This is a genomic window from Actinophytocola sp., from assembly GCF_036378875.1.
Lineage (GTDB): Bacteria > Actinomycetota > Actinomycetes > Mycobacteriales > Pseudonocardiaceae > Actinophytocola.
The window spans coordinates 41,217-65,625 of record NZ_DASUVO010000104.1 but is presented as its reverse complement, the minus strand read 5'-3'; the positions used below and the strand labels follow the sequence as shown (position 1 = coordinate 65,625).

The window sequence follows — 24,409 nt, the reverse complement described above, 5'->3', positions numbered from 1 at the left end:
TTGGATGACGATCGTTGGTTGGCATGCCTCACACGAGCAGATCCCGCCGAGCCGGCTCCTCGCCGACGTCCGGCACGCCGAGGAGGTCGGTTTCCAGGCCGCGTGGTCGTCGGACCACTTCTCACCGTGGAGCGAGCGGCAGGGTGAGTCCGGGTTCGCGTTCTCGTGGCTCGGCGCCGCGATGGCGACCACGCGTTTCCCCGTCGGGGTCGTCAACGCGCCGGGGCAGCGCTACCACCCCGCGATCGTCGCGCAGGCCGTGGCCACACTGGCCGAGATGTTCCCCGACCGGTTGTCGGTGGCACTGGGCACCGGCGAGTTCTCCAACGAGCACATCACCGGGGACCCCTGGCCGCACAAGGAAACCCGCAACGCGCGCCTCCGCGAGTGCGTCGAGGTCATCCGCGCGTTGCTCGCCGGTGAGGAGGTCACCCATCACGGCCTCGTGCACGTCGACCGGGCGCGACTGTGGACACTGCCGGCGCGGCCGCCACGCCTGCTGGCGACCGCCGTCAGCGCTGCAACCGCACGCTCGGCGGGCGAGTGGGCCGAGGGACTGATCACCATCTGGCAGCCGAAGGACACGCTGCGCCGGCTGATCGACGACTTCCGGGCGGGCGGCGGCGACGGGAAGCCGGTCGCGCTCCAGGTGCACGTCAGCTGGGCGCCCGACGCGGAGGAAGCCTTGCGGATCGCGTACGACCAGTGGCGCACCAACGTCTTCGAGCCGCCGCTGTGCTGGGACATCGCGACACCGGCACAGTTCGAGCAGGCGGCCAAGCACGTCCGGCCGGAGGACATGCCCGCCGCCGTGCTGATCTCCCACGACCCCAAGCGTTTCGTCGAACTGGTGCACGAGGCGGTCGACCTCGGGTTCGACGAGGTCTACGTGCACCACGTCGGGCAGGAGCAGCGAGCGTTCCTCGACTGCTTCGGCGAGCACGTCCTGCCGGCGGTGGTGGGATGACCGGGAAACGGACGGCGACCAGCGACCTGTGGTGGAAGAACGCGGTCGTGTACTGCCTGGACGTCCAGACGTTCTTCGACAGCAACGCGGACGGGTGCGGTGACCTCGTCGGGCTCACCGAACGCATCGACTACCTCGCCGGTCTCGGCGTGACGTGCTTGTGGCTGATGCCGTGCTTCCCGTCGCCGGAACGCGACGACGGCTACGACATCAGCGACTTCTACAGCGTCGAGGACCGGCTCGGCACGCTCGGCGACTTCGCGGAGCTGCTGCGCACCGCACAGGACCGCGGGATCCGGGTGATCATCGACCTGGTCGTCAACCACACCTCGCACCAGCACCGGTGGTTCCAGTCCGCACGCAAGGGACAGGACGCGCCGTTCCACGACTACTACGTGTGGCAGGACGAGAAGCCGGAAGGCTCCGAGCAGCTCGTCTTCCCCGGCGAGGAACAGTCGAACTGGGCCTGGGACGACGAGGCACAGCGCTGGTACTTCCACCGGTTCTACGCCGAACAGCCGGACCTCAACACCGCCAACCCCGCGGTCCGCGACGAGATCGCGAAGATCGGCGCGTTCTGGCTCGCGCTGGGCGTGGTCGGCTACCGCATCGACGCGGTGCCGTTCCTGCTGGAGGAGGTCAGCGGCCCGGAGAGCGAGCACAAGGACCCGCACTCGCTGCTGCGCGAGCTGAGCGGTTTCCTGACCCGCCGCCGAGGCGAAGCGGTGTTGCTTGGCGAGGTCAACCTGCCGTACGACAAGGCGGTCGAGTTCTTCGGCAACGCGGGCGACGAGCTCAACATGATGTTCAACTTCCCGCTCAACCAGGCCATGTACCTCGCGCTGGCCCGTCAGGACGTTGCCCCGCTGGCGAAGACGCTCAAGTCGATGCCGGACATCCCGAACGAGTGCCAGTGGGCGAACTTCGTGCGCAACCACGACGAGCTGACGCTGGACCAGCTGTCCGGCAAGGAACGCGAGGAGGTGTTCAACGCCTTCGGACCGGACGAGTCGCTGCAGATCTACGGCCGAGGCCTGCGCCGCCGCCTACCCACGATGCTCGACCACGACGAGGACCGCATCCGGCTCGTCTACTCGCTGATGTTCTCGATGCCGGGCACGCCAACCCTGTTCTACGGCGAGGAGATCGGCATGTCCGAGAACCTGGACATCGCAGGCCGCCTCAGTTCCCGCTCCCCGATGCAGTGGTCGACCGAACCGCACGCGGGCTTCTCGAAGGCCCCCGAAGGCGCCCGCCTGTCCCGCCCCCTCCCGAAGGACCACGCGACCAACGTGTCCGAACAACGCCGCGACCCCCACTCCTTGCTGAACTGGATGGAACGCCTCATCCGGCGCCGCAAGGAATGCCCGGAACTGGGCTGGGGTTCGCTGTCCATCCTGCACGCGGAAGGCCCGATACTGGCCCACCGCTGCGACTGGGACGGCAGCACGGTCATCGCGGTACACAACCTGAGCGCGAAACAGGTCCGAGTGAAGCTCCCCGTGGACTGCACCCACCTGGAGGACCTCCTGGGTACAGACGACCAGGACCCGTCAAAGGACATCACCCTGGCCCCGTACGGCTACCGCTGGTTCCGCCCGAGGTGACATCGGACCCGTATACCCCGAGCGGTGCGACGAAGGACGCTTCTCACGCTGGCCCTCAAGCCACCGATGATCTTGTCGGGATTGCCGCACCTTGCGGGGCATCGCCGATGTCTCGAAAGACGCGCCGATGACGTTCAACGACCCGAAAGCGTCTTTCGAGACAGCGCCGGTGGCCTGGCGGTGGTGAAGGACGGGCGGGTTCATCGCATGGCCGCCGGCCGAAGCCCTCACCTTTGGCGCGGTGTCACCGCGACATATGGATCTTGTATGGCGCGGCGATCGGCCGGCGATCGCTTGTCGTGAGTAGACCTTCCTCGTCTTGATCGGACGAACAAGGGGATCACTCATGACATCGCGGACCACTCGTCGAAGCGTGCTCGGCATGGCCGGTGCCGCCATCGTTTCCGGGGCCGCGCTGTCGGGCACCGCGGTTGCCGACACCGGCCGGATACCCGACGGCCTCAAGCCCGGTGGTGAACTCGACCAGCTCGTGGCGGACATGGCCGCCAGGGACGAGTTCTCCGGCAGCCTGCTGCTGACCCACCGCCGCCGCACGGTGTTGGCCCGCTCGTACGGGATGGCCAACAAGGCGCGGTCGATCAGCAACGGACCGGACACCGTCTTCGGGCTCGCGTCGGTCGCCAAGCTGATCACCGGGATCGCGATCGGTCAGCTGGCGCAGGCCCGTCGGCTGGCCTACACCGACCCGCTCGGCATGTACCTCGACGGGTTCGCCTCCGAGATCGCGGACGCGGTGACCATCCACCACCTGCTCGTCCACACCTCGGGGCTGGGCGACTACATGGGAATGCCCGGCTACTGGGAGACCGCGCGGACCTGGACCAGCGCCGAGCAGGCCCTGGCCGGCACGATGGACTTCATCCGGCAGGACAGGCCGGCCTCGGCACCCGGCGCCAGCGTGGTCTACAGCAACTCGGGCTACTTCCTGCTCGGTGAGATCGCGGCCAAGGTGTGCGGGCAGCCCTTCGCCGACTACCTGCGCGAGCACGTCTTCCTGCCGCCGGGGATGAACAGCACCGACAGCTACACCAAGCCGCAGTGGCGGGACAACCCGCGCATCGCCCGGCCGTACCGCAAGGAGGCCTCCGGCGAGCGCGTGGACACCCTCGAGGAGCACACCTTCCTCGAGGGCGTCTTCTCCACGTGCGGCGACATGGCACGCCTCGCCGACGCCCTGCTGGGCAACAAGCTGCTCACGCCCGCGGTCACCCAGCTCACCCTCAACGGAAAGCTCCCCTCGATCTCGCGAGGACCGGAGCCACTGCTCGACTTCCAGGCCTACGGCGGGCAGGCCACCCTCAGCGCGAACAACGAGTGGTCCTACAAGATGGGCGGCGGCAGCAGCGACGGCGCGTCGACCGACTTCGCGATGTACCCCGACCGCGGCTGGGTGGTCGTGATCCTCAGCAACTACGACCTGGGGAACCAGCGGGCCATCACCCGCCTGTCCCGCCAACTCATCACCCAGTAAGGCCCTCGATAGGGTTCGGAGTGTGAACATCGCCCGCACCGAGAGTCACGATCAGACGAGCCAGTTCGGGGCCTTGTTGAAGCAGCTGCGGGCGAAGTCGGGGATGACGCAGGAAGGGCTCGCGGAGCGGGCCGGTCTCGGTGTGCGGACGGTTCGGCGGTTGGAGCGGGGTGAGCGGGCCGACGCGCGGGTCGGCACGGTCCGGCGGCTGGCCGACGCGCTCGACCTCGCGCCCGCCGACCGGGCCGCGTTCTTCGCCGCCGCCGGGTTCGCCAAGCCGCCGGAGCCCGACGACCCGCTGGCCGAGGCCGTCCGCCAGCTCGCACTCGAGGTGCACAAGCGGTGGCAGCGGGAAGAGGAGCAGCAGCAGATCCACGACCCGCTCCCACTGCCCGTCCGCTGGCGGCCGATCCCGGCCGAGCTGACCGACTCCTGGGTCAACATCCGCCGCCTGCGCAAAGGGGACGACGCCGAGCCGTTGGACCTGACCGGCCAGCTCGACCAGATCGTCCACGTCTACCGGCGGGTCCCGTCCGGCCGGCTCGTCGTGCTCGGTCGCGCCGGCGCCGGGAAAACTGTCCTCACCCTGCGGTTCGTCCTGGACCTGCTGCGGGCCCGTGCCGCCGCCGACCCCGTGCCGGTGATCTTCAGCGTCGGCTCGTGGAACCCCACCACCACCGGGCTGCGTGACTGGCTCATCGAGCGGCTGGTGCGTGACCACCCGGACCTCGCCGCGCCGGGGCCGGGTGGGGCGACGCTCGCCGCGAGCCTGGTCGAGACGAACCGCGTCCTGCCCGTGCTCGACGGGTTCGACGAGCTTGCCGGCGGCCTGCACCGACCCGCGCTGCGAGGGCTCAACGCCACCACGCTGCCGCTGCTGCTGACCAGCCGCATCGACGAGTACGCCGACGCCGTGGCCGGGACCGACGTGCTCACCGCCGCCGCCGGCGTCGGCCTGACCGACCTCACCACCGAGGACGTCGCCGGCTACCTGCCCCGCACCCGCAAGGCCGGCTGGCAGCCGGTCCTGACCGAGCTACGCGAACACCCGGACAGCGACCTGGCGGCCGTGCTGACCACGCCGCTGATGGTCGTGCTCGCCCGCACCATCTACAGCGACGCCCCCGACCACGACCCGGCCGAACTGCTGGACACCGGCCGGTTCCCCAGCGGGGCGTCGCTCGAGGACCATCTCCTCGCCAACTTCGTCCCCACGGTCTACCGGCGCGGGCCGGGCGAGGACGGGCGCTGGGACCTCGACCGCGTCCAGCACTGGCTCGGTCACCTCAGCCGGCACCTGACGAACCTGGGTACCTACGACCTCGCCTGGTGGCAGCTCGGCACCGCCGTGCGCCGACCGGCACGCGTGCTCGTCGTCGGCTTCGTCGTCGGGCTGGTCATCGGGTTCGCGGATCTGGTCGTGGAGGCCGTGCAGCTGCTCGCGACAGGGCTCCTGACCGTGCAGACGGCCGTGTTCCTGGTCGTGTTCGCCGTGGCGCTCGGCGGCGTGTGCGGTGTGGCGTTCGGGGTCGCGTACGACCTGCTCGGCGCGGTGTTCGAACCCACGCACGTGCGGATCCGGTTCCGCGGCGGGCAGCGGTCCGGTTCCGCACGCCGGGTCAGGATCGGGGCCGTCGGCGGGTTCCTGCTCGGGTTGGGCTTCGGCCTCGTGCGGGAGCTCATGCGCGGCCTCATGCTCGACGCCGGACAGGGGTGGGTCCCCGGCGTGGTCAACGCGGTCCTGTTCGGACTCATCTTCGGGGTCGCGGCCGCGTTCATGTTCTGGCTCGTCGGCGCGTTCGAGGCGCCGATGGACATCAGGTCGGCCGCGAGCCCCGACGGCCTGCTCCGAGCCAACCGGTCGGCCGTGCTCACCCAGCTGCTGCTGTTCGCGTTGCCGCTCGCCCTCGTCGTGACGCTCGGTGGCCTGCTCGTCGTCGAGGCGCTCCGGCTGTTCCCGGACGGGTTCGTCTTCGGGCTCACGTTCAACTGGCCGTTCCAGTTCGGACTCGCGGTCGCGCTCGTGGCCGGGCTCGGCGGCGGGTTCGCGTACGTGGTGAGCCTGACCGCCTGGGGGCAGTGGGTCGTGTTCGCGCGGCTGTGGCTCCCGCTCACCGGGCGCCTCCCGTGGACGCTGCCCGCCTTCCTCGAGGACGCCTACGAACGGGGAGTGCTGCGCCGGGCCGGCGCGGTGTACCAGTTCCGGCACGCGCGGCTCCGGGACCATCTCGGTCGCTGCCCGTGACGATTCGTGTACTGGCTCGTTGAACCAGACATGATGGTCCTCCACAGGGCCGCCGCGGTAACGATCCTGGTAGCCGGGCTCACCGCGCCCACCGCGTCGGCGGCCACCTCACCCCCACACCTCGTCGACGGCTTCGGCCTCACCGTGGTCAGCCAGCCGGCGTGGGTGGACGGCGGGGAACGCACGTTCACGTTCACCGTACGGACGGACGAGGTGCCCGAGTACGGCGTGATGCCGGGGCAGGTCTCCGGTGAACACGTCGTCATGGTCACACTGCCCGACGACTACGACGCCACCATCGCGTACCCGGTGCACTACACGCTCCACGGCGCCGAGGACCGCCCGGAAGCTTTGCGGAACAAGGAGATCATCGAGCGCTCGACGGCCGGTGTGCCGCTGATCACCGTGCTCCCCAACGGAAGCGGCCGTGGCTGGTACACGAACTGGGTGAACGGCGGCCAGAACTGGGAGAACTTCCACCTCGAACAGCTGATCCCGTTCGTCGACGCCAACCTCGGCACGATCCCGACGCGGGAGGGCAGGGCGATCTCCGGCCACTCGATGGGCGGGTTCGGCGCGTTCCACTACGCGGAGCACCGGCCGGACCTGTTCAGCTACGTTGGCAGCTTCTCCGGTGGTCTGGACCTGATGAACGTGGCACAGCGCGTCGCGGTCGTCCTGACCGAGCTGCTGCCCCAGTACGGCCTCCCGATCGTGTTGCCTGACGCGATCTTCGGTTCTCCGCTGCCGCCGCAGGACGGCGTGTGGCGCGCGGAGAGCCCCGCGCAGCACGTCGAGTCGTTGCGCGGCATGGGAATCGCGATGTACGCGGGCAACGGTGGTGACCTCGTTGGCGATCCGGTCCAGGGTCTGCTGGAGAACCGGGCGAGGGCGACGGCCGTGACCACCGCGCGTCACCTCACCGTGGCCGGGATCCCGTTCGACTTCATCGACTACGGCGACGGGTCCGAGTGGGCGCCTGGCTGCACCGGCCGGCACAACGAGCAACCCTGCCTCCAGGCCGACATGGACCACTTCGTACCGTTGATCATGGCTCGCCTCGATCACCCGTAGTGCACAACAGGTAGGCGTCCGGCTTCCCATCGTGACGGCAGTGAATAGCCTTACCCCGTTGGGCGCACTATCGTGGGGGAAACGCTCGTTTACTTCGGCGCCCGCTGCGGCTCATCGTGATCGGGCAGATCACATCGCCGAGGGGAACGGTCGGGTCGAGGCATGGACAACAGACAGACGGATCTGAGACTTCGCGTGCTGGAGGCGGTCACCGACAGCGCGCTGATGGACGCGGACCTCGAGAAGCTCCTCCACCTCCTGTTGTGGCGGGTGCGGGAGCTGTTCGACGTCGACACCGCGACGGTGCTGCTGGTCGACGCGAGTGGTGAACAACTGGTCGCCAGAGCGACCGCGGGCCTGGACGAGGAGGTCTTCCAGGGCGTGCGGGTCCGGGTGGGTACTGGTTTCGCGGGCCGGATCGCCCAGTCGCGGCAACCGCTGCAGATCGGGCACGTGGACTCCTCGACGGTCGTCAACTCACTGTTGTGGGAACGCGGTCTGCGTGTCCTGCTCGGTGTGCCGATGGTGACGCAGGGCGACCTCGTCGGTGTGATGCACATCGGCAGCATGGCGTCTCGGCGGTTCACCCAGGAGGAGACCGAGCTGCTGCAGCTCGTGGCCGACCGGGTCGCGATGGCAGCGCACGTGCACCGCTCCCGGGCCGAGCAGACGGCGGCCGCCATGCTGGTGGACAGCCTCATGCCCGCCAGGTTGCCGAACATGGCCGGATGGGAGTTCGCCGCCCGCTACGTCGCCGGCGCGGACAGCGGTGTCGGTGGCGACTGGTATGACGTGTTCCAGCTGCCGGGTGACCGGATCGGCGTGGCGATCGGTGACGTCGTCGGCAGCGGGCTGGCCGCCGCGGTCGTCATGGGCCGCATGCGCAGCGCCCTGCGTGCGTACGCGCTGGAGTACGAGGACCCGGCGGAGGTGCTCGGCAAGCTCGACCGCAAGGCCAGCCACTTCGAACACCGCACCATGGCGACGGTCGCCTACGCGGTGATCCACACTGTCGCCCACCGCATGGACCTCGCCCTCGCCGGCCACCTGCCGCCGATCATCGCCATGCCGGCAGAGGAAAGCGCTTTCGTGTCCGCGCCGCTGGGCCCACCCGTCGGCTACCACCTGGCCGTCACGGGCCGCCGCAGCGCTTCCTTCGACGTGCCACCCGGCGCACTGCTCGTCTTCTACACCGACGGCCTGGTGGAACGCCGCCGCATCGACCTCGACGGCTGCCTCGAACGCCTCCGCGCCACGGTCCGCCCCGCCGCCCCGGAGGCCGTGTGCGCGCGAGTCATGTCGGTCCTCGTCGGCGCACAGCCAGCCAACGACGACATCGCACTGGTGGCCGTCCGCCACACTGCGTGATCACCGCGGGAACGGCACCGTCGGCTCGACGACAACCCCGGTGAGCAGCCTTCGGATGTGGGCCGTTTCCGGAGTGGGGATCGAGCGGGTCAGGTACAGGTCGTCCAGGGGCTGGACGAGCGCGCGCAGCTCGCGGGCCGCCTCGGTCGGTAGCGCGTGGAGGGCCCTGAGCAGCGTTCTGCGCTGGACGACTGGGTCGTGCGACTGGCAGCAGTCGTATTCCGGCTCGTAGTCCGTGATGGTGCGTGCGGGACCGCGGACGAATCTCGCCCAGGCGTCGAGTGCGTCGGCGATGTCGCCGAGCGCAAGGCGGGTGCGTTCCAGCTCGGCGATGGCGCGCCGGGTCGCCGCGGATACTCCGGAAATCTGAAGGATCTTCCGTCCGGGCCGCGGCTCGATCGGCTGGGCGGCGCGGAGCTGTGCGGGGCGCCTACGCGGCATGGCCCTTTCTGGTTGTCATGGCGATCATCCTCGCACGGATTCCCGTAGCGTGGCCACCGCTTCACGGAGTTTGGCGCGGAGCCGTTCGTCCTCGGCGATGTAGTCGTTTCCGGCGCTGTGCAGGGCAAGTCGTTCGTCCCGTTCGGCCAGCTCGTGCAGGACGTCGACCGTGTCCGTGGCGCTCATCTCCAGCAGGGCGGCGATCGCGTCGTCGGGGTCGGGCCAGCCTTCTGCCAGGGCGCGGACCGCCGGTCTGCTCTCGGCTCGTCCGGTGAGGCGCCACAGCGCGACAGCCGCCGCCACACCGACGAACCGGTTGGTCAGCAGGTCCGTCAGCACCGGCTCCAGTGAGTGCTCGCGCAGGTCCGCCGCGAACTCGGCCGCGGCACGTCTGGGTCGGTCACCGCCTGCGCGCAGCACGGCCGACACCGCCGGCAACACCGTGGCGGTGTCGCGGGTGAGCGACCACACCACCCGCGCCGCGGCGATCCGCGCCTCCTGTGCTGGCCAGATTTCGGCGTCCGTCCGCACGATGTCGATCAACCGGGGGAGCAGCGGCCGGGCCGCGTCGCCGACACCGGCCAGGAGCCCGATGGCGTCCGCGTCGGAAAGGTTGGCCGCCACGGCGTCGACGAGCGGTGCCGCGTCGCCGGTCAGCTCGTACAACACTTCTGCGGCACGGAGGTTGTGCACCGCACCTGCGAGGATCCGTCGGACTTCCGGGTCGTCCGGCGAGATGGCGGCCAGCGCGGCCGGTGCCACCCGGTCGGTCTGGTCGAACACGGCCAACACGTCGGACAGTGCCGGAAGCGCGGCCGGGCCCCACGAGCCGAGCAGCAGCACCAGATCGATCCGCTCGTTGTGCGTCGGCTCCGCCGCGAACCGCGCGCGAACGGCGGCCAGCAGCTCGGCGTCCATGGGTACCCGGGCGTTCGCCATCGCCTGGGCCACCCGCTCCAGTGAGCGGCCGGCGAGCACCGGCGTCCGCCACCGCGGATCTCCGAGCGCGATCAACGTGCACAGGGCCGTGGTACTCGGCTGGCCAGGAGCGTCCGCGAGAGCCGCCAGCTCGTCCGCGACCAACGCCGCCGCGCCGCTGCGTGCGATCTCGGTGACCGCGGACCCGCGGACCTGCTCGTCGGGATCCGCCAGTAGCGGCGCGAGCGCCGGCACGAGCACGGCGGGCGCGGAACGCCGCGCCGACATGGCTTCCCCAGCGGCGAACACCAACTCGTCCCTGACGTCGGCGTGCCCCGACCGCGACAGCGCGGCCACCACGGCGAGCGCCACCTGACTGTCCACAGCGGACAGCAGGGCGGAAAGCCAGTCGGTCGCCCAGATCCAGTTCTCGAGCGGGTTCCCGTCCGCGCAGGCCGACACGAGTGCGTCGGTCGCCGCCTGTGACCACGGCAGTCCGTTGGTGCCGATCAGGTACGCGGCCGCCGCCCGCACCTCCCGTTGCTCGGTCAGTGCCGGGGCGAGCCAGTCCTTGGCCAGAGCCGGATCGAGTCGGTGGGCGGCCATGAGGATCGACGCCCGTACCCGGGGCACGTCCTCGACGTCCCACCGCAGCCGCGTGGCGGGCACACCGTCGAGGTGGCCCAGCGCCTGCGCGGCCGCCTCCCGGACGTGCTCGTCGTCGTCGGCCAGCAGCCCCAGGAGTTGTTCGGTGTGTTGTCGCAGCACGGCGAGGATCGTCCCGTCGTGGTCGCCATCGGCCGCGAAGCCGAGCAGGCCCACCAGCGCGGCGCGGTTGTGTGCCACCGGGTTCGCCACGATCTCCAGCAGGAACGGCAACGCGACAGGGGTCGCCGTGTAGGTCGACCCCTGATGCACCACGCTGTCGTACAGCTCTTCGACTCCCTCGCCGGCTTCCTCGTCGTCGTCCGACGCCGCCGCGCGGATCATGTCGGGGACGTCCTCCGCCGAGCCGTACGCGTGCCCGAGCTCGTCCCACGCGATGTCGTCCAGTCCTGCCAGCACGCCCGGAATCGTAGAGGGTGTCACCCCTCCGGCTGCGCCGCCATTGTCTTGGCGTGGTGGTGGTGGCCCTGCGTGTACTCGTTCAGGCGGAACAGCATCGCCACGATCATGGCCGGCGTCATCAGCGCGTGCCCGACGGCCATGACCGTCCCGTCCGAAACCAGTCCGGCCCAGAAGAACGGGTACATGATCACGAACGGCACGTACATCGCGAGCGACATCTCCACGACGGCCGGCCAGCGGCACCCGCGGAACCGCATCCAGGCCGCCATGCCGACGCTCATGTAGGTCGCCATCAGCAGCGTCCTCGGCACCGTCTCCTCGGTCAGGACGGTCCAGTCGAGTGCCTTGAACAGCATCCCGGCGGGCATGCCGAGCACGAACATGCCGACGAACATGGCGATGGTCATCTCCAGCAGATGCTGGACGAAGTTCCAGGCGGGGCTCTTGTAGCCGATGCGCATGACGTCCTCCCAGTGTACATACCCTCATGGGGTATCTGACGTGATGTTGAACATACCACAGGGGGGTATCCGGGGGTCAAGAGTTCGCACCCACGAAGCGCACCTCGGGGAATCGTGGTGACGGGGCGTCCAGCAGCGGTTGGGGCCGGTGTCGCAGGTGCAGGTCCATGAAGGCGCCCACGTAGGTCCGGGTGATCTCGACGACCCGCGTGCCGGGAAGCGGCTGTGCCGGCAGGCCGAGCCACTCGACGACGACCGCGGTGTCGCTCAGCGAGGAGTGTCCCGTCTCCGGCACGTTCAGCCAACGGCGCCAGCCCGTCAGGTGCGGCCACGTCCGGTCCCAGTCCGGGCGCTGGCCCGGAATCCGGTCCTCCGCACTGACCAGGAGGAACGGGCGCGCGAGATCCTGCGACAGCGCGGGCTGGAACGACCCGTCCAGGTTGACCCCGGCGTCCACGCGCGGGTCCGCGAGCATCGTCGTCGCGGCGGCCGCCCCGCCGATCGAGTGGCCGGCGATCGCGATCCGCCGCGGGTCGATCATCCGGTCGTACCGGGCGAGCAGACGGTCCAGCACGAACGACAGGTCCACCGCCCGGCTCGCCGTGATCGCCGCCCCGCTCGCGCCGCCCTGGCACACCACGCACGGGGCCACTCGGCCGTCGGGGAACGTGACCGCCGCTCCCTCGTACGTGTGGTCCACGCCGGCGACCACGTACCCGCGGCTCGCCAGGTCCTCGGCCAGTGTGGTGAGCGTCCAGCGCGGGAACGCCAGCCCGGGGGACAGGACGACCAGCGGGAACCGGCCGGGTGCGCGTGGCGCTCCCACCCGTGCGTTGGTACGCACCCTGGTCAGCGCATCCGTTGGCACACCGGTGATTCCGTACAGTTCGAGCAGCAGCCGGGACTCCTCGGCCGTCGCGTACGGCACCCGTTCGCCCCGTGCCTGGGTGGCCGGGTACCACACCGTCACCATCAGCTCCCGTGGTCCGGTCGGCACCCACGGGTCCGGCCGGTCCTCGTCGACAAGGTGCACCTTCGTCGCGCCGACCGCATGTCGGCCGGTCGGCGCCGGCAGCGCCAGGTCGGTCGACTCGGCGCTGGCGGGCACCACGAGTGCCGCGGCCGTCGCGAGGCCGGTGAACAGCGTCGTGATCTTGCGCATCACTACCTCCTCCTCATGTCGGGGATGATCACGACGCTAGGAAAGGAGATGCCCCAGGGCATCGGTCCTTCGCCAGGCCAGCACCCTGACTTTCGTCAGGGGCGCGGCGGACTTCCCGGTTTGTAGGGTGGGCCGGTGCGAAACCGGCGAGCAGACCTGGCCTGGACGCCACTCCTGATCGCCTCGGCCGGGCTGTCCCTCAATGTCGTGCTCACGGACGACGGCACGTGGTTGTCGGTGGCGATGATCGTGCTGGCCTATCCGGCTGGTCGGCGGATGGCGTCGCTGTCGCCCGCGCTGTGGGTGTTCACCGTCGTGGCGGGCACCGGGCTCGCGCTGGCGGTCTGGCGCGCGCCCGAGCCGCTGCCGGACTGGCTTTCGCTGGTTCTGATCGAGTTCTTCGCGTCCGTGCTGCCGTGGTGGGTCGGCCGCTACCGGCGCCTGCGGGCCGAGCAGGTCGAACGGGAGCGGGGCATCCTCGTCGAGCAGGCCCGGTTGCGGGAGCGGGCCAGGATCGCGCAGGACATGCACGACTCGCTCGGTCACGAGCTGGCGCTGATCGCCTTGCACGGCGGCGCGCTGGAGTTGGCGGCGGGCCTCACCGACGAGCAGCGACGGGCCGCGGGTGAGCTGCGGGCCTGCGCGGTCCGGGCCACCGGCCGCTTGCACGACATCGTCCAGGTGCTCGGCAGCACGGACGCGGCAGCCGAGCTGCGGCCTGCGGACGAGAGCATCGACGACCTGGTCGGCCGGACCGCCGCCGCGGGCGTGCGGGTCCGCCTGTGCCACGACGGCCCGGCGCCTTTCTGGTCGCAGATGACAAGCCAGGCGGCCCATCGCGTGGTGCAGGAGTCGCTGACCAACGCCGCCCGGCACGCGCCGGGAGCGCGGGTGACCGTCACGGTCGCCCGCCAGCGGGTCGAGGTCGTGAACGACGCGGCGGACCGCCCGGGCGGGCCCGCTGGAAGCGGGCAGGGACTGATCGGATTGGACGAGCGGATCCGGCTCGTCGGCGGCCGACTGACCGCGGGCCAACGCTCGGACGGCGGCTGGGCGGTGACCGCGGTGCTCCCCGACGGCACCGAACCGCCCGACGACGGCCCGCCCGGCGTCGAGTTGGGACACACCCGCCGCAGGCTGCTCCAGAACTCCGCGCTGACACTCGGCATCGGGCTCGCGCTGGTCGCCGCGATCGTCGCCGTCGAGGTCGTCACCGCGGGCCGGACCAGCCTCCCGGACGACCGGTACGACCAGCTTCGTCTCGGCGAGTCGCGTGCGGCCGTCGAGCGGCTGCTGCCGGTGCGGGACATCGGACGGACGCCGAACGTCGTCGCCACACCAACGAGCCCGGCCGGCGCCGCCTGCGTGTACTACCTGGCCGGCGGCCTGTTCGAGCCCGGCCCGGACGTCTACCAGCTCTGCTTCGTCGACGGTGTGCTGGTCGCGAAGAACAGGTTCCGGCAGGCGTGATGATCCAGGTGGTGCTGGCCGACGACGAGGCGATGGTTCGCGCTGGCGTCAGAGCGATTCTGGCCACCGACGGCGACATCGAGGTCGTCGCCGAGGCCGCAGACGGGCGCGAGGCCGTCGAGTTGGTGCGTGCGCACCGCCCGCACGTTGCGCTGCTCGACATCCGCATGCCCGGGCTCGACGGCCTCGCCGCCGCCGACGAGATCGCCGCGTCGGCCCCGGCCACCAACGTCATCATGCTCACCACGTTCGGCCAGGACGCCTATATTGCGCGGGCTCTCGGCGGCGGCGCGGCCGGCTTCCTGCTCAAGGCGTCCGACCCCCGCGAACTGATCACCGCGGTACACGCCGTCGCCGACGGGGCCGCGTTCCTGTCCCCGGCCGTGGCACACCGCGTCATCCGCGACTACCGCGACGCTGGTGGCCGCGCGGCGGAGGCCCACGAGCGGGTGAGCGCACTGACCGACCGCGAACGCGACGTGCTGGCGCTGCTGGGCGCCGGCCACTCGAACGCCGAGATCGGCCACACCCTCTACATCGTCGAGGGCACGGTGAAGGCCCACGTCAGCTCGATCCTCGACAAGCTCGGCGCACGCAACCGCGTCCAGGCCGCGATCCTCGCCTACGAGGCCGGTCTCACCTGAGCCGAGCTACGTGAGCGCCGACCGTGATGGCTACGGTGATGCCATGGGCGATACCCGGCAGCGGCTGATCGACGGCACCATCGAGACGATCCGCACGCACGGGATCGTCGGCGCCTCGGCGCGGACCATCGCGGCGACGGCCGGGGTCAACCAGGCGCTGGTCTTCTACCACTTCGGCAGCGTCCACGAACTGCTGAAGGCCGCGTGCCTCGCGGCGACCGAGGCGAGCGTCGCACGGTTCGCCGAACAGCTCGACGACGTCACCGACCTGCGGCAGCTGCTGGCGCTCGGCCGTGCCGTGCACGCGGAGCAACGCGCGCAGGGCAACGTCATGGTGCTCGCCCAGATGCTCGCCGGCGCGCAGACCGACCCGAACGTCGCCGAGGCGACGGCGACGGCTCTGCGGCTCTGGATCGCCCCGGTCGAGACCGTGCTGGCGCGGGTGCTGGCCGACTCCCCGGTGGCCGAGCTGATCGACACGGCCGGGCTCGCGCGCGCGGTGAGTGCCGGGTTCATCGGGCTGGAGCTGTACGAGGGCGTCGCCCCAGACGACGCCGAGGCGGCGCTCGACGCGCTCGACCGTATGGCCGTGCTCGTCGAGGTGGTGGACGATCTCGGGCCGGTCGCCCGCCGCGCGCTGCGGGGCAAGCTCCGCAGAACGGCTACAAATCGATGAGTTCGACGGTCACGGTCGCGGTGTCGCCCGCCTCGATGGCTTCCGCCTTGCGGATCGCGCGTTTGACGGGCAGCACGTAGGCGCCGCGTCCGCTGTCCGGGAAGATCGACGTCGTCCACGTGCTGGCGCCCACGGTGACCCGCACCCGCTGCGAGCCGAACCCTCGGCGCGGTGGGCCGGTCACCTCGCGGATCTCCTCCGACGCCTCGACGGGCAGGCTCACGAACGTCCAGCTGTCGTCGCGGCGGGCGTCCCAGATCCACAGTTCGGCGTCGAACACGAAGTGCACGGCCCGAAGCATCGCACACGTGACCTGGCCCCCTCGCGCCGTCGTGTGTAACGTCGGGTTCCGAAACATGCGCGGTGCGTCACCGGAGACGAGGGCTGTGTCATGAGATTCCTGGTCGGCGTGGCGGTTGTCGCGATGGCCTTCGCGATGCCCGGGGTGGCACGGGCCGAGCAGTCCGCGCCAGGCACCGAGTCCAGGCCCGTCCTGTCGTCGGCCGAGGCGGCGCGGTACACCGAAGCCGACTATCTCCGGTTGTCGGGCACGTACGCCGCGCCGACGGCCGACCCGTGGCGCCCACGACCGATCACGACACCGCGGCCGGACTTCGTCGTCGGCGGGGCGACCCACGCCACGGTCCAACAGGCGGTCAACGCGGCGTTCGCCGCCGGTGGCACGGCTCGCCGCGCCATCGCGGTCCTGCCGGGCACCTACACGGGGACCGTGTTCATCCCGACCGGCACGCCGCCGCTGACGCTGTACGGCGTCGGTCGCCCCGAGGACGTGCGGCTGGAGCTCACGCTGGACGCGATCATGACCCCGGCGGCGTGGGCGGCGGCGGTCAACCCGTCCGGTCAGTACGTCGAGGGCGACCCGGCGTGGGAGATGTACCAGTCGTGCGCGACGAGAACCACCGCGACGGTGGGCACGAACTGTGCCACGGTCATGTGGTCGCAGATCCCGGACCTGCGGCTGCGTGGCCTGACGATCACCAACACGCTACTGGACACAGTGGACCGAGGCACGCACCAGGCGGTCGCACTGCGCACCGACGCCGACCGCACGCAGCTGGAGTTCATGCGCCTGATCAGCCGCCAGGACACGTTCCTCGCCAACGCCGTCGACCCGGAGCGGATCGCGCGTGTGGTCGTGCGGCACAGCTACATCGAGGGCGACACGGACTTCGTCTTCGGCCGCGCCAGCGCGGTCTTCACCCACACCAGGTTCCACCTCGTGTCGACCAGAAAGCCTTCCGGCGGCGTCGTTTTCGCACCGAACACGGCACCCGCCTTCCGGTACGGCTTCCTGGTCCGACACAGCGCGCTCACCGCGGACAGCGGCTACGAGACCGCGCCGACCCCGACCGGCCACTTCGGACGGTCCTGGGACCAGGGCGCCAGCACGACCGGATACCTGCCCGGCATCACACCGAACGGCCAACTCGTCATCCGCGATTCGTATCTCGGCCCGGGTTTCGACACCGCGGCACCGTGGTCGCCGGCGGCCACCACGTCCCGTCCGTTCAGTGCCCGCGTCGACCCGGGACGGGATCTCGACGACGTCGACCACAATCGTTTGTGGGAACGGGGAAACGTGGGTCCGAGCGCCTGATCTCAGGATTTCGCGGCCCAGTAGGCGAGTTGGCGGTAGCCGTTGTTCTGGTGCCAGAGTTTGGCGCCGAGAAGAACGCCGGGCACGATTTCCACCGCCTCGTCGCGGATGTGGTTGATCGGCCACGGGTTGGTGCCGATCGTTTCGTAGTCGAGCACGAGTACGTCGACCTCCGGCGAGATGACGCTGGGTTCGACGTGAGTGAGCATGTCGAACCCCTGCCAGTGGTCGCTGGCGCGGCGGAACCGGTACGTCGGTGCGATCAGGCGGGTCAGCACCACGGCCGTCCGGGTCACCGTGTTCGTGCCGCGCCGGGCCTGCTGGTCGAAGTACTTGCCCAGCCAGGGCATCAGTCCCAGCCGGGTGGTCGTCGTCCGTGCGACGGTGTGGATGACCCGGCCCGCGGTGTCGAGGTCCGCGTCGGGCGTGGTCCAGCCGACCAGCATGCCCTCGGTCTGGCCGTCCACGTCGGCGGGTGAGCCCGCGGCGAACAGCTGCGCCAGCTGGGCCTCGGCGTCATGACCGGGTAGGCCCGTGCCCAGCCGGCGCAGCCATGTCCACGCCGCGTCCTGGGCGGTCTGCCGGTCGACCTCGGCAAGGGTGCGCAGCCGCGCGACCCGGTCCACGACCGGTGTTTTCGCGGTGGTCATCGGTAGCTCCCTCGGCACTCGGTGAAAGGGTGACACCCAGAAGGGAATCACGGTTCCGTTCCGGGAGCAAGTATCCTGCCCAGCGTGAGCCAGCCGCTGTCCTACGTCGAACGCCGCAGAATCCAGCTGCGCGAGGAGATCATCGAGGCCGCCATCGACGTGTTCGCCGAGCGCGGCTACCACGACGCGGGTGTCGCGGACATCGCCGAACGCGTCGGCATCGGGCACTCCACCTTCTACCGGCACTTCGACAGCAAGCGCGCCATTCTCGAGCAGGTCATCGAGACCGTCATGGCCCGCGCGACGGCCGCCCTGGCAGGCGACAACGCGCCGGCCGCGGTCGCCACCCTGGACGAGTACCGCGATCAGGTGGGCCGCATCGCCGGCGCACTCGACGCCATCGCCGCCGACGCCCGCGTCGTTCGGCTCCTGCTCGTCCAGGCCGCCAGCGTCGACGCCGCCCTCGAGCAACGTCTGTTCGGCATGTTCGACCTCGCCGTCAACCTCACCGCGGGCTACCTCGACCACGGCCGGGACAGCGGCTACCTGCGGTGCGGCCTGGACATCACGGCCACCGCCCGGGCACTGGTCGGCATGATCCTCGGCACCGCGCTTCTCGGCCTGTCACCGGAGCTGGACCGCGACAACCGCACGCGCACGATCCAGGCCGCGGTGGACCTCATGTTCGACGGCATCGTGGCCCGGTCCTGACTGGACAATCGCGGTGACCAGTTCCGTTACATCACCATCTGATGTCTTACCAGTTTGTGCAATTAGCAATTTGCTGGCGTGGATTTGGGGATGTACTAACGTGACGAACAGGCCTAGAGTGGCTCGCACGGTGGGTTGATCTACCCGATTGCCGTGGCGAAGTCTTGCCGATTAGCGGCCGCTCAATGCTGCCCTGACGAGGGAGAACTCGTGATGAGGAGGAGAACCGGCGGAATGAACATTGAAACTGCTCTCAAGGAAGCCATGTCCATTGACGGGGCGGTCGGCGTCGCGCTCGTGGACTACGAGAGCGGGATGTCGCTCGGCACGTTGGGCGGAGGTGAATGGCTCGACCTGGAGGTGGCGGCCGCCGGGAACACCGAGGTGGTCCGGTCGAAGATGCGGGTGCTGGCCGCACTCGCGCTGAACGACTCGATCGAGGACATCCTGATCACGCTGCGGCGGCAGTACCACCTCATCCGGCTGATCAACGACCGGCAGAGCGCCTCACCGAGCCTGTTCCTGTACCTCGTCCTCGACCGCGAGCGGTCGAACCTGGCCCTGGCGCGGCATCACCTGCGGCGCATCGAAGGTGACCTGACGGTATGAGCTCCGCCCAGCCTCCGGACTCCGACGTGCCGGCTCAGCTACCCAGACGTCGAGCCGGCTCGGTACCGGGCGGCGGGGCACGGTTCGCCGATCCGGCCGGTCGTCACTGGTCGGGTGACCTGCTGACGGTGGTCGAGGAAGCCTTGCGCGGCGTGAGCGGCAAGGATCCCAACATCTACGGCATGCTGGTCGCGAGCGCCGACGGGTTGGTGCTGGCCAGCGACACCCACGACATCCAGCGGGAGACGGTCGCCGCGATGGCGGCGGCCGCGGCCAGCATCGCGGTCCAGTTCACCGACCAGGCCGACGTCGGCGAGTCCAAGGCGTCGATCTTCCAGGGTTCGTCTGGCTACGTCGGCGTCTACCCGGTGGAGCCGAGCGTGCTGCTGGTGGTGTTCGGCCAGAAGGACATGAACATGGGCCTGTTCAACGTCGCCGCCAGGAACGCGTTGTCCGGGCTGCAGCAGGCGATGGACCGGCAGCGGCTGTTCGGCGTCCGCATGTCCCGGCAGACCCCCACCCGAACGCCGGCCGACGACATCTCGGAGGACGCGTCCGCCGACGTCAGGTGACCGTCCTTTCTGGACGCGGGTTTTCGCGCTATTTGAAAAAAAGGGGTGCGCCACAATGTGGCGCACTGCTCAGTGCGTAACCTGCCAGTTGCTGTTCGCGGTGTTGATGCTGAAGGACAGGCTGTAACAGCCCAGATCCGTACTGCTCATTCCGGACGAGGTGTTCGAGTTCGCCGGGGTCACGGACTGCCAACTGTTGCCGATCTTGAGCTGGTAGTCGGTGGTCCACCACATCGAGCCGTAGGTCTCGGTGCAGTAGTAGCCCTCACCGGTGCCCGAGTTGTAGTAGGTGTAGACCTCGAACATGCTCCAGCCACCGTGCGTCTGGGTCAGCTTGGCCGGGTCGGCGCTGGTGAACAGCTCGTCCCAGGCGCCGGTGGTGTAGTTGTAGAGGTACGCGGTCCACGAGTTGGTGACCGGGTCGGTCTGGACGTCCCGCACGGTGTAGGCACGCAACCCGTGGAACGGAACCGTGTAGGTGTTCAGGAAGCTGGAGTCGATCCACGCGACGGCGGCGAACCCCGGGTTGGCCGCGCACCAGTCCCACGCGCCGACACCGTTGCCGCCCTGCCAGTAGAACGTGGTCACCTCGATGCAGGTCTTGCCGCTGGGCGTGAGCGTCGGGGCGTAGATGATGTCCGGGTTGGTCGGCGAGATGTGGATCTGCGGGTTGACCGAGTGGGTGGCCTGCGCGCCGTCGGAGACGACGGTGGGGAACACGCCCCAACCGTTGTGCAGGGCGTCCGTCCACGGCTGGATGGTTTGGGACTGCCTCTCGCCACGGGACGTCGCGAGCTCGCGGTACCGGTCGGACACGTACGCGCCGGCCGCCTCGCTCGCCGCCTTGCCGCGCAGCGCGGGCACGAGCTTCCCGCTGACCGGACCGTCCACGACGGCGGTGCCGGTCGGCTTCTCCTCGGCGCTCGTGGCCGGCACGGTGGTGAGCAGGGCGGTGAGCGCCACCAGTGCGACCGCGGCTACGCGCCGAGGTCTACGTAACAGGAACAACACGGTGATCCCCTTTCGACAGGGCGAAATGTGGACACACCGCGGACACGGGGAATCGGCACGGTCAGGACATCACGTCATCCCCAGACTGACCGCAGCGACACCACGCTACCGGCGTTCCAACATCAAGACCAGCAATCGCGAGACATTCTCTGGAGCTGTGTAACACTCGCCAGTTACTCACGGAAGATCTTGACATTCAGTTGAATGTTGACCGGAAGTCCTGGCATGGTCAACAGTGGTTCAGGCTGGAGTCACCTCGTCCGGATTGGGTTTCTGTCATGCGTAGAGCCGCGATCGCGTTGTTGTCGTCCCTGCTGGCCTTCGTTTTCCTTACCGTGCCGGCGAAGGCGGAACCGCCGCCCGAACTGGTGGTGATCACCGAGCAGGCGTCGCGGCGGATTCTCGTGTTGCCGGCGAACCAGGATGCCTGGAGCGCCAGGGAGTACACGTGGGCGTGGGTGCCCAGTGCGGCCAACGGGCTCGGCGACCTCGCCGACGGCTGGGTCTCGCCGGACGAGGCCAAGCTGACCGAACGCGACGGGCAGCAGTACCTGATGACCACGGCGTCCGGCGGTTTCGTCGGAGTGGTGCCATATCCGCGGGGCACGGACGCGTACTGGGCGGCGAACGTGGGTGCGCCCAACAACCCGCACAGCATCGAGCTGCTGCCGGACGGCAACGTGGCGGTGGCCGCGAGCACGGGTGGCTGGCTGCGCGTCTACACGGCCTCGCAGGATCCGCGTTCGACGACCTACGTCGAGTACCCGCTCGTCGGCGGGCACGGCGCGGTGTGGGACGACAAGCGGAAAGTGTTGTGGGCACTGGGTACGAACGACCTCGTGGCACTGCGCGTCGGCGGCACCCCGGCCGCGCCGACGCTCACCCCGGTCCGGGTGGTCCCGCTGCCAAGCGTCGGCGGTCACGACCTCCAGCCCGTGCCGGGTGCGCCGGACCAGCTGTGGGTGACGACCGAGTCGGAAGTGTTGCGGTTCAACAAGTCCAGCGGCACCTTCGCGCGGCGCTACCCCGGCGCGTCGGTGATCAGCGAGCCACACGTCAAGAGCGTCACGACGAACGCCAGGACCGGTCGCGTGCTCACGGCGTCCCCGCAGGCCGACCACGTCTGCACCTGGTGCACCGACACCGTGGCACTCGAACTCCCACGGGGCGAGCTGACCCTGCGTGGCGCGTGGATCTACAAGGCCCGCTGGTGGCAACCACAGCGGTGATCGCCGGCCCGCCTCGGACACCCCGGCAGGTGGCCGAGGCGGGCGCGGCAGACGTCACCGCGCGACCGCGAAGCCGCCGCTGACGCTGTTGCCCAGGTCGGTCACCCCGGCGAGGTCCAGGACAGGCACGGGAACCGTCGTGTACTCGGCGACGGTGTCGTTGCCGAGCGTGCCGGAGTAGTTCGTGCCCCACGACTGGACGGTGCCGTCGGCGAGCAACGCGTAGCCGCCGCCGTAGAAGCCGCCGATCTGGGTCACGGTCGAGAGGTTCGCCACCCGCACCGGCACATAGGCCTGGCACGTGCTCGGGTCCTGCGTGTAGTCGCAGTCGACGCCGCTACCGAGCTGGCCCCGGTCGTTGGTGCCCCAGGTCCACACGGTGCCGTCCTCCCGCAACGCCATACCGTTGTAGACGCCGCTCGCGACCGCGGTCACCCCCGTCAGCCCGGACACCTGCACCGGCACCCTGGAAAGACACGGCACTCCCTCGGCGCAGGGCTGTCCGTGACCGAGCGCGCCGGAGAAGTTGTAGCCCCACGACCAGACCGTGCCGTCCTCGCGCAGCGCGTACGTGCCGTTGCTGTGGCCACCGCCGGCGACCGCGACCATGTCGGTCAGCCCGGTCACCTGGACGGGTGTCGTCGAGTACGGGACGTTCGAGCCGTTGCCGAGGTGCCCGCCACCGTTGTCGCCCCACGACCACAGCGTGCCGTCCGAGCGCACGGCGTACCCGTTGTTGTCGCCCGCCCCGATCGCGGTGACGCCGGTCAGCCCGGAGACCCGGACGGGCACGCTCGACGCGTTGACGTTGCCGTTGCCGAGCTGGCCCAAGTGGTTGGCGCCCCACGCCCACACGGTGCCGTCGGCGCGCAGCGCGTACGCGCCCTGGCCTCTGGCCGCGATCGCGGTGACGTTCGTGAGTCCCACCACGGGGACCGGCATCGCCGACCCGCCATAGGGCTGCCCGGTGGTCCAGCCGTTGCCGAGCTGTCCGTAGAGGTTGCCGCCCCATGCCTGGACCCTGCCGTCGGCGCCCAGCACGTACGTGGTTTCTCCGGTGCTGGCGACCGCACGCGCGCCGGGCAGCGCCGCCACCTCGATGGGCCGCGGTGACGAGCCCGCGTACCCCGTGCTGGATCCCCAGCCGTAGACGCAGTCGGTCGTGCACTTGTTGTCCGGCGTGACGAAGACGCCGGACAGGTCGGCCACGAGGTGCACGTAGCCGGACAGGTTGTGCAGCGCGACGGCGGGGTCGCCCGCGAAGGCCACCACGGCGGCGTTCGGGACGGCCTGGCCGGGGCCGAGGTTGAGCGTCGAGGAGACCGGGACCTCCCCGACGGGAGCCCACGCGGTCACGACCGTCGACGTGGTCGCGTCAACACCGGTGAGGTTCAGCGCCACACCGGTCGAGATCGCCGGCAGCTCGCCGACGAGGTCGAGAATGAGCCCGTCGCCCGGGCCGACGGGCGCCGTGCTGCCGTCCGTCCCGGTGCCGAACCTGGTGTCCAGCACCCGCTGCGGCTGCAACGGCTGGAAGAGGCTGCCGTAGTCGTCGGTGTAGAAGCCGGTCACGTCCACGATCAGGTCGACCGAGCCGGCGAGGTTGTTCAGGCTCACCTTCCGGTCGGCGACGGCGACCGTCACGAGGTTGGGCCGGGTGTCGCCGGCGGGCAGGTTGAGGCTCGACGCGTTCGGCTTGGCCGCCCCGGTGGGCCATGCCGTCACGAACGTCGACGCGGTGGCGTTGGTGGCGGTGAGGTTGACCGTCACCGCGGTCGCCGAGGCGGGGATCGAGCCGGCCAGATCGACCACACGGGTCGTGCCGGCGCCCAGCGGGCCGCCGGTCAACCGGGTGTCGAGCGTCCTCTTCGGCGGCACCGGCGTGAATTTGGCGCCGTCGCCGGTGCTGTAGTAACCGGCGAGGTCGGCGACCAGGTGGATGTTGCCGGCGTTGTTGAAGAAGCTCACCGAGCGGTTGGTGCCGAGCGCGGTGGTCACCTGGTTCGCCCTGATGTCACCGGTCGGCAGGTTCAGGTTCGACGAGGTGGGTCGCGGTGTCCCGGCGGGGAACACGGTCACGTGGGTCGGCGCGGTCGGCGTCACGCCGGTCACGTTGAGCACCACGGCCGTCGCGTCCGCCGGCACTCTCGCCGACAGGCTCAGCGTGATCGTGCCGCCCGGGCCGACCGCCCCGGAGACACCGGTGCCGTCCCGGGTGTCCAGCACGCGGACCGGTGCGAGAGAAGTGAACGACGACGCGTCCGCCGCCGGCTCGGCTGCCGGCGCGACGGCGCTCTCGGCGCTCGCCGCCGGACCGGTGAACAGACCCGCGCCCAGAAGAGCGCACAGGACAACAGGAACTAATCGATGCATGAAAAGATCGCCCCCAGTAAGCTACATCCCCGAACCGGGGACA

The 24,409-nt window shown here is 69.9% G+C and carries 22 protein-coding genes; 14 read left to right on the top strand and 8 right to left on the bottom strand.

What is annotated here, in order from left to right; translation table 11 throughout:
* Nucleotides 1-4: 4 nt before the first annotated feature.
* The 6 genes from VF106_RS32065 to VF106_RS32040 all read left to right on the top strand — a co-directional run bounded on the left by VF106_RS32065 (nt 5) and on the right by VF106_RS32040 (nt 8,753).
* A complete protein-coding gene (locus tag VF106_RS32065) occupies nt 5-967 on the top strand; it encodes a TIGR03885 family FMN-dependent LLM class oxidoreductase (protein ID WP_330843637.1) in 963 nt (320 codons plus the stop codon).
* A complete protein-coding gene (locus tag VF106_RS32060; protein ID WP_330843636.1) occupies nt 964-2,574 on the top strand; it encodes an alpha-amylase family protein in 1,611 nt (536 codons plus the stop codon). The genes VF106_RS32065 and VF106_RS32060 overlap by 4 nt, the downstream gene beginning before the upstream one ends.
* 346 nt (nt 2,575-2,920) lie before the next feature.
* On the top strand, nt 2,921-4,066 hold the full coding sequence (locus VF106_RS32055; RefSeq protein WP_330843635.1) for a serine hydrolase domain-containing protein: 1,146 nt from the start codon (nt 2,921-2,923) through the stop codon (nt 4,064-4,066).
* Between the two features lie 22 nt (nt 4,067-4,088).
* Nucleotides 4,089-6,311 (top strand): type II toxin-antitoxin system RelB family anti-toxin, encoded by a 2,223-nt coding sequence (relB, locus tag VF106_RS32050; protein WP_330843634.1) that lies wholly within the window; start codon nt 4,089-4,091, stop codon nt 6,309-6,311.
* Nucleotides 6,312-6,341: 30 nt separating this feature from the next.
* A complete protein-coding gene (locus VF106_RS32045; protein WP_330843633.1) occupies nt 6,342-7,385 on the top strand; it encodes an alpha/beta hydrolase in 1,044 nt (347 codons plus the stop codon).
* Nucleotides 7,386-7,547: 162 nt separating this feature from the next.
* Nucleotides 7,548-8,753: a PP2C family protein-serine/threonine phosphatase gene (locus VF106_RS32040; RefSeq protein ID WP_330843632.1), complete on the top strand. Its 1,206-nt coding sequence runs from the start codon at nt 7,548-7,550 to the stop codon at nt 8,751-8,753.
* Here VF106_RS32040 and VF106_RS32035 read toward each other — a convergent pair whose 3' ends face one another.
* From VF106_RS32035 to VF106_RS32020, 4 genes are all read right to left on the bottom strand, one after another.
* A complete protein-coding gene (locus VF106_RS32035) occupies nt 8,754-9,194 on the bottom strand; it encodes a hypothetical protein (protein WP_330843631.1) in 441 nt (146 codons plus the stop codon).
* Between the two features lie 24 nt (nt 9,195-9,218).
* The gene (locus VF106_RS32030) at nt 9,219-11,177 is read right to left on the bottom strand and encodes a hypothetical protein (protein WP_330843630.1); all 1,959 of its coding nucleotides are present in this window, start codon (nt 11,175-11,177) and stop codon (nt 9,219-9,221) included.
* Between the two features lie 20 nt (nt 11,178-11,197).
* Complete coding sequence (locus VF106_RS32025; RefSeq protein WP_330843629.1) at nt 11,198-11,641, bottom strand: hypothetical protein; 444 nt, start codon at nt 11,639-11,641, stop codon at nt 11,198-11,200.
* 76 nt (nt 11,642-11,717) lie between these two features.
* Nucleotides 11,718-12,803 (bottom strand): alpha/beta hydrolase family protein, encoded by a 1,086-nt coding sequence (locus VF106_RS32020; RefSeq protein WP_330843628.1) that lies wholly within the window; start codon nt 12,801-12,803, stop codon nt 11,718-11,720.
* A 135-nt stretch (nt 12,804-12,938) separates the two neighbouring features.
* Here VF106_RS32020 and VF106_RS32015 point away from each other — a divergent pair, with 135 nt between their 5' ends.
* Genes VF106_RS32015 through VF106_RS32005 form a run of 3 tightly spaced genes read left to right on the top strand, consistent with a single transcriptional unit; the run spans nt 12,939 to nt 15,593 of the window.
* Nucleotides 12,939-14,273: a sensor histidine kinase gene (locus VF106_RS32015; protein WP_330843627.1), complete on the top strand. Its 1,335-nt coding sequence runs from the start codon at nt 12,939-12,941 to the stop codon at nt 14,271-14,273.
* Complete coding sequence (locus tag VF106_RS32010) at nt 14,273-14,917, top strand: response regulator (RefSeq protein WP_330843661.1); 645 nt, start codon at nt 14,273-14,275, stop codon at nt 14,915-14,917. Before VF106_RS32015 ends, VF106_RS32010 begins: the two co-directional genes overlap by 1 nt.
* Nucleotides 14,918-14,960: 43 nt before the next feature.
* Nucleotides 14,961-15,593 (top strand): TetR/AcrR family transcriptional regulator, encoded by a 633-nt coding sequence (locus VF106_RS32005; RefSeq protein WP_330843626.1) that lies wholly within the window; start codon nt 14,961-14,963, stop codon nt 15,591-15,593.
* Here VF106_RS32005 and VF106_RS32000 read toward each other — a convergent pair.
* Nucleotides 15,580-15,882 (bottom strand): DUF1905 domain-containing protein, encoded by a 303-nt coding sequence (locus VF106_RS32000; protein ID WP_330843625.1) that lies wholly within the window; start codon nt 15,880-15,882, stop codon nt 15,580-15,582. The genes VF106_RS32005 and VF106_RS32000 overlap by 14 nt on opposite strands.
* A 102-nt stretch (nt 15,883-15,984) precedes the next feature.
* On the opposite strand from VF106_RS32000, the gene VF106_RS31995 reads away from it, so the two are divergent.
* On the top strand, nt 15,985-17,211 hold the full coding sequence (locus VF106_RS31995) for a putative acyl-CoA thioester hydrolase (protein ID WP_330843624.1): 1,227 nt from the start codon (nt 15,985-15,987) through the stop codon (nt 17,209-17,211).
* A 2-nt stretch (nt 17,212-17,213) separates the two neighbouring features.
* On the opposite strand, the gene VF106_RS31990 is transcribed toward VF106_RS31995, so the two are convergent.
* Nucleotides 17,214-17,861 (bottom strand): hypothetical protein, encoded by a 648-nt coding sequence (locus VF106_RS31990; RefSeq protein WP_330843623.1) that lies wholly within the window; start codon nt 17,859-17,861, stop codon nt 17,214-17,216.
* An 84-nt stretch (nt 17,862-17,945) separates the two neighbouring features.
* Between VF106_RS31990 and VF106_RS31985 the strand changes: the two genes are divergently transcribed.
* From VF106_RS31985 to VF106_RS31975, 3 genes are all read left to right on the top strand, one after another.
* A complete protein-coding gene (locus VF106_RS31985) occupies nt 17,946-18,572 on the top strand; it encodes a TetR/AcrR family transcriptional regulator (protein ID WP_330843622.1) in 627 nt (208 codons plus the stop codon).
* A 234-nt stretch (nt 18,573-18,806) separates the two neighbouring features.
* Complete coding sequence (locus VF106_RS31980) at nt 18,807-19,181, top strand: hypothetical protein (protein WP_330843621.1); 375 nt, start codon at nt 18,807-18,809, stop codon at nt 19,179-19,181.
* Nucleotides 19,178-19,753: a roadblock/LC7 domain-containing protein gene (locus tag VF106_RS31975; RefSeq protein WP_330843620.1), complete on the top strand. Its 576-nt coding sequence runs from the start codon at nt 19,178-19,180 to the stop codon at nt 19,751-19,753. The genes VF106_RS31980 and VF106_RS31975 overlap by 4 nt, the downstream gene beginning before the upstream one ends.
* A gap of 69 nt (nt 19,754-19,822) precedes the next feature.
* On the opposite strand, the gene VF106_RS31970 is transcribed toward VF106_RS31975, so the two are convergent.
* Nucleotides 19,823-20,764 carry a carbohydrate-binding protein gene (locus VF106_RS31970; protein ID WP_330843619.1) on the bottom strand — a complete coding sequence of 314 codons (942 nt, stop codon included), beginning with the start codon at nt 20,762-20,764 and terminating at the stop codon, nt 19,823-19,825.
* A 278-nt stretch (nt 20,765-21,042) separates the two neighbouring features.
* Here VF106_RS31970 and VF106_RS31965 point away from each other — a divergent pair, with 278 nt between their 5' ends.
* The gene (locus VF106_RS31965; protein ID WP_330843618.1) at nt 21,043-21,993 is read left to right on the top strand and encodes a DUF6528 family protein; all 951 of its coding nucleotides are present in this window, start codon (nt 21,043-21,045) and stop codon (nt 21,991-21,993) included.
* A gap of 54 nt (nt 21,994-22,047) precedes the next feature.
* On the opposite strand, the gene VF106_RS31960 is transcribed toward VF106_RS31965, so the two are convergent.
* Nucleotides 22,048-24,366: a hypothetical protein gene (locus VF106_RS31960; RefSeq protein ID WP_330843617.1), complete on the bottom strand. Its 2,319-nt coding sequence runs from the start codon at nt 24,364-24,366 to the stop codon at nt 22,048-22,050.
* Between the last annotated feature and the right edge of the window lie 43 nt (nt 24,367-24,409).

What these genes read in the sequence shown, in the direction of transcription:
- VF106_RS32065 (WP_330843637.1), top strand. Translation starts at nt 5, where the DNA reads ATGACGATCGTTGGTTGGCATGCCTCACACGAGCAGATCCCGCCGAGC.
- VF106_RS32060 (WP_330843636.1), top strand. Translation starts at nt 964, where the DNA reads ATGACCGGGAAACGGACGGCGACCAGCGACCTGTGGTGGAAGAACGCG.
- VF106_RS32055 (WP_330843635.1), top strand. Translation starts at nt 2,921, where the DNA reads ATGACATCGCGGACCACTCGTCGAAGCGTGCTCGGCATGGCCGGTGCC.
- VF106_RS32045 (WP_330843633.1), top strand. Translation starts at nt 6,342, where the DNA reads ATGATGGTCCTCCACAGGGCCGCCGCGGTAACGATCCTGGTAGCCGGG.
- VF106_RS32040 (WP_330843632.1), top strand. Translation starts at nt 7,548, where the DNA reads ATGGACAACAGACAGACGGATCTGAGACTTCGCGTGCTGGAGGCGGTC.
- VF106_RS32035 (WP_330843631.1), bottom strand. Translation starts at nt 9,194, where the DNA reads ATGCCGCGTAGGCGCCCCGCACAGCTCCGCGCCGCCCAGCCGATCGAG.
- VF106_RS32025 (WP_330843629.1), bottom strand. Translation starts at nt 11,641, where the DNA reads ATGCGCATCGGCTACAAGAGCCCCGCCTGGAACTTCGTCCAGCATCTG.
- VF106_RS32020 (WP_330843628.1), bottom strand. Translation starts at nt 12,803, where the DNA reads ATGCGCAAGATCACGACGCTGTTCACCGGCCTCGCGACGGCCGCGGCA.
- VF106_RS32010 (WP_330843661.1), top strand. Translation starts at nt 14,273, where the DNA reads ATGATCCAGGTGGTGCTGGCCGACGACGAGGCGATGGTTCGCGCTGGC.
- VF106_RS32005 (WP_330843626.1), top strand. Translation starts at nt 14,961, where the DNA reads ATGGGCGATACCCGGCAGCGGCTGATCGACGGCACCATCGAGACGATC.
- VF106_RS31995 (WP_330843624.1), top strand. Translation starts at nt 15,985, where the DNA reads ATGAGATTCCTGGTCGGCGTGGCGGTTGTCGCGATGGCCTTCGCGATG.
- VF106_RS31990 (WP_330843623.1), bottom strand. Translation starts at nt 17,861, where the DNA reads ATGACCACCGCGAAAACACCGGTCGTGGACCGGGTCGCGCGGCTGCGC.
- VF106_RS31980 (WP_330843621.1), top strand. Translation starts at nt 18,807, where the DNA reads ATGAACATTGAAACTGCTCTCAAGGAAGCCATGTCCATTGACGGGGCG.
- VF106_RS31975 (WP_330843620.1), top strand. Translation starts at nt 19,178, where the DNA reads ATGAGCTCCGCCCAGCCTCCGGACTCCGACGTGCCGGCTCAGCTACCC.
- VF106_RS31965 (WP_330843618.1), top strand. Translation starts at nt 21,043, where the DNA reads ATGCGTAGAGCCGCGATCGCGTTGTTGTCGTCCCTGCTGGCCTTCGTT.
- VF106_RS31960 (WP_330843617.1), bottom strand. Translation starts at nt 24,366, where the DNA reads ATGCATCGATTAGTTCCTGTTGTCCTGTGCGCTCTTCTGGGCGCGGGT.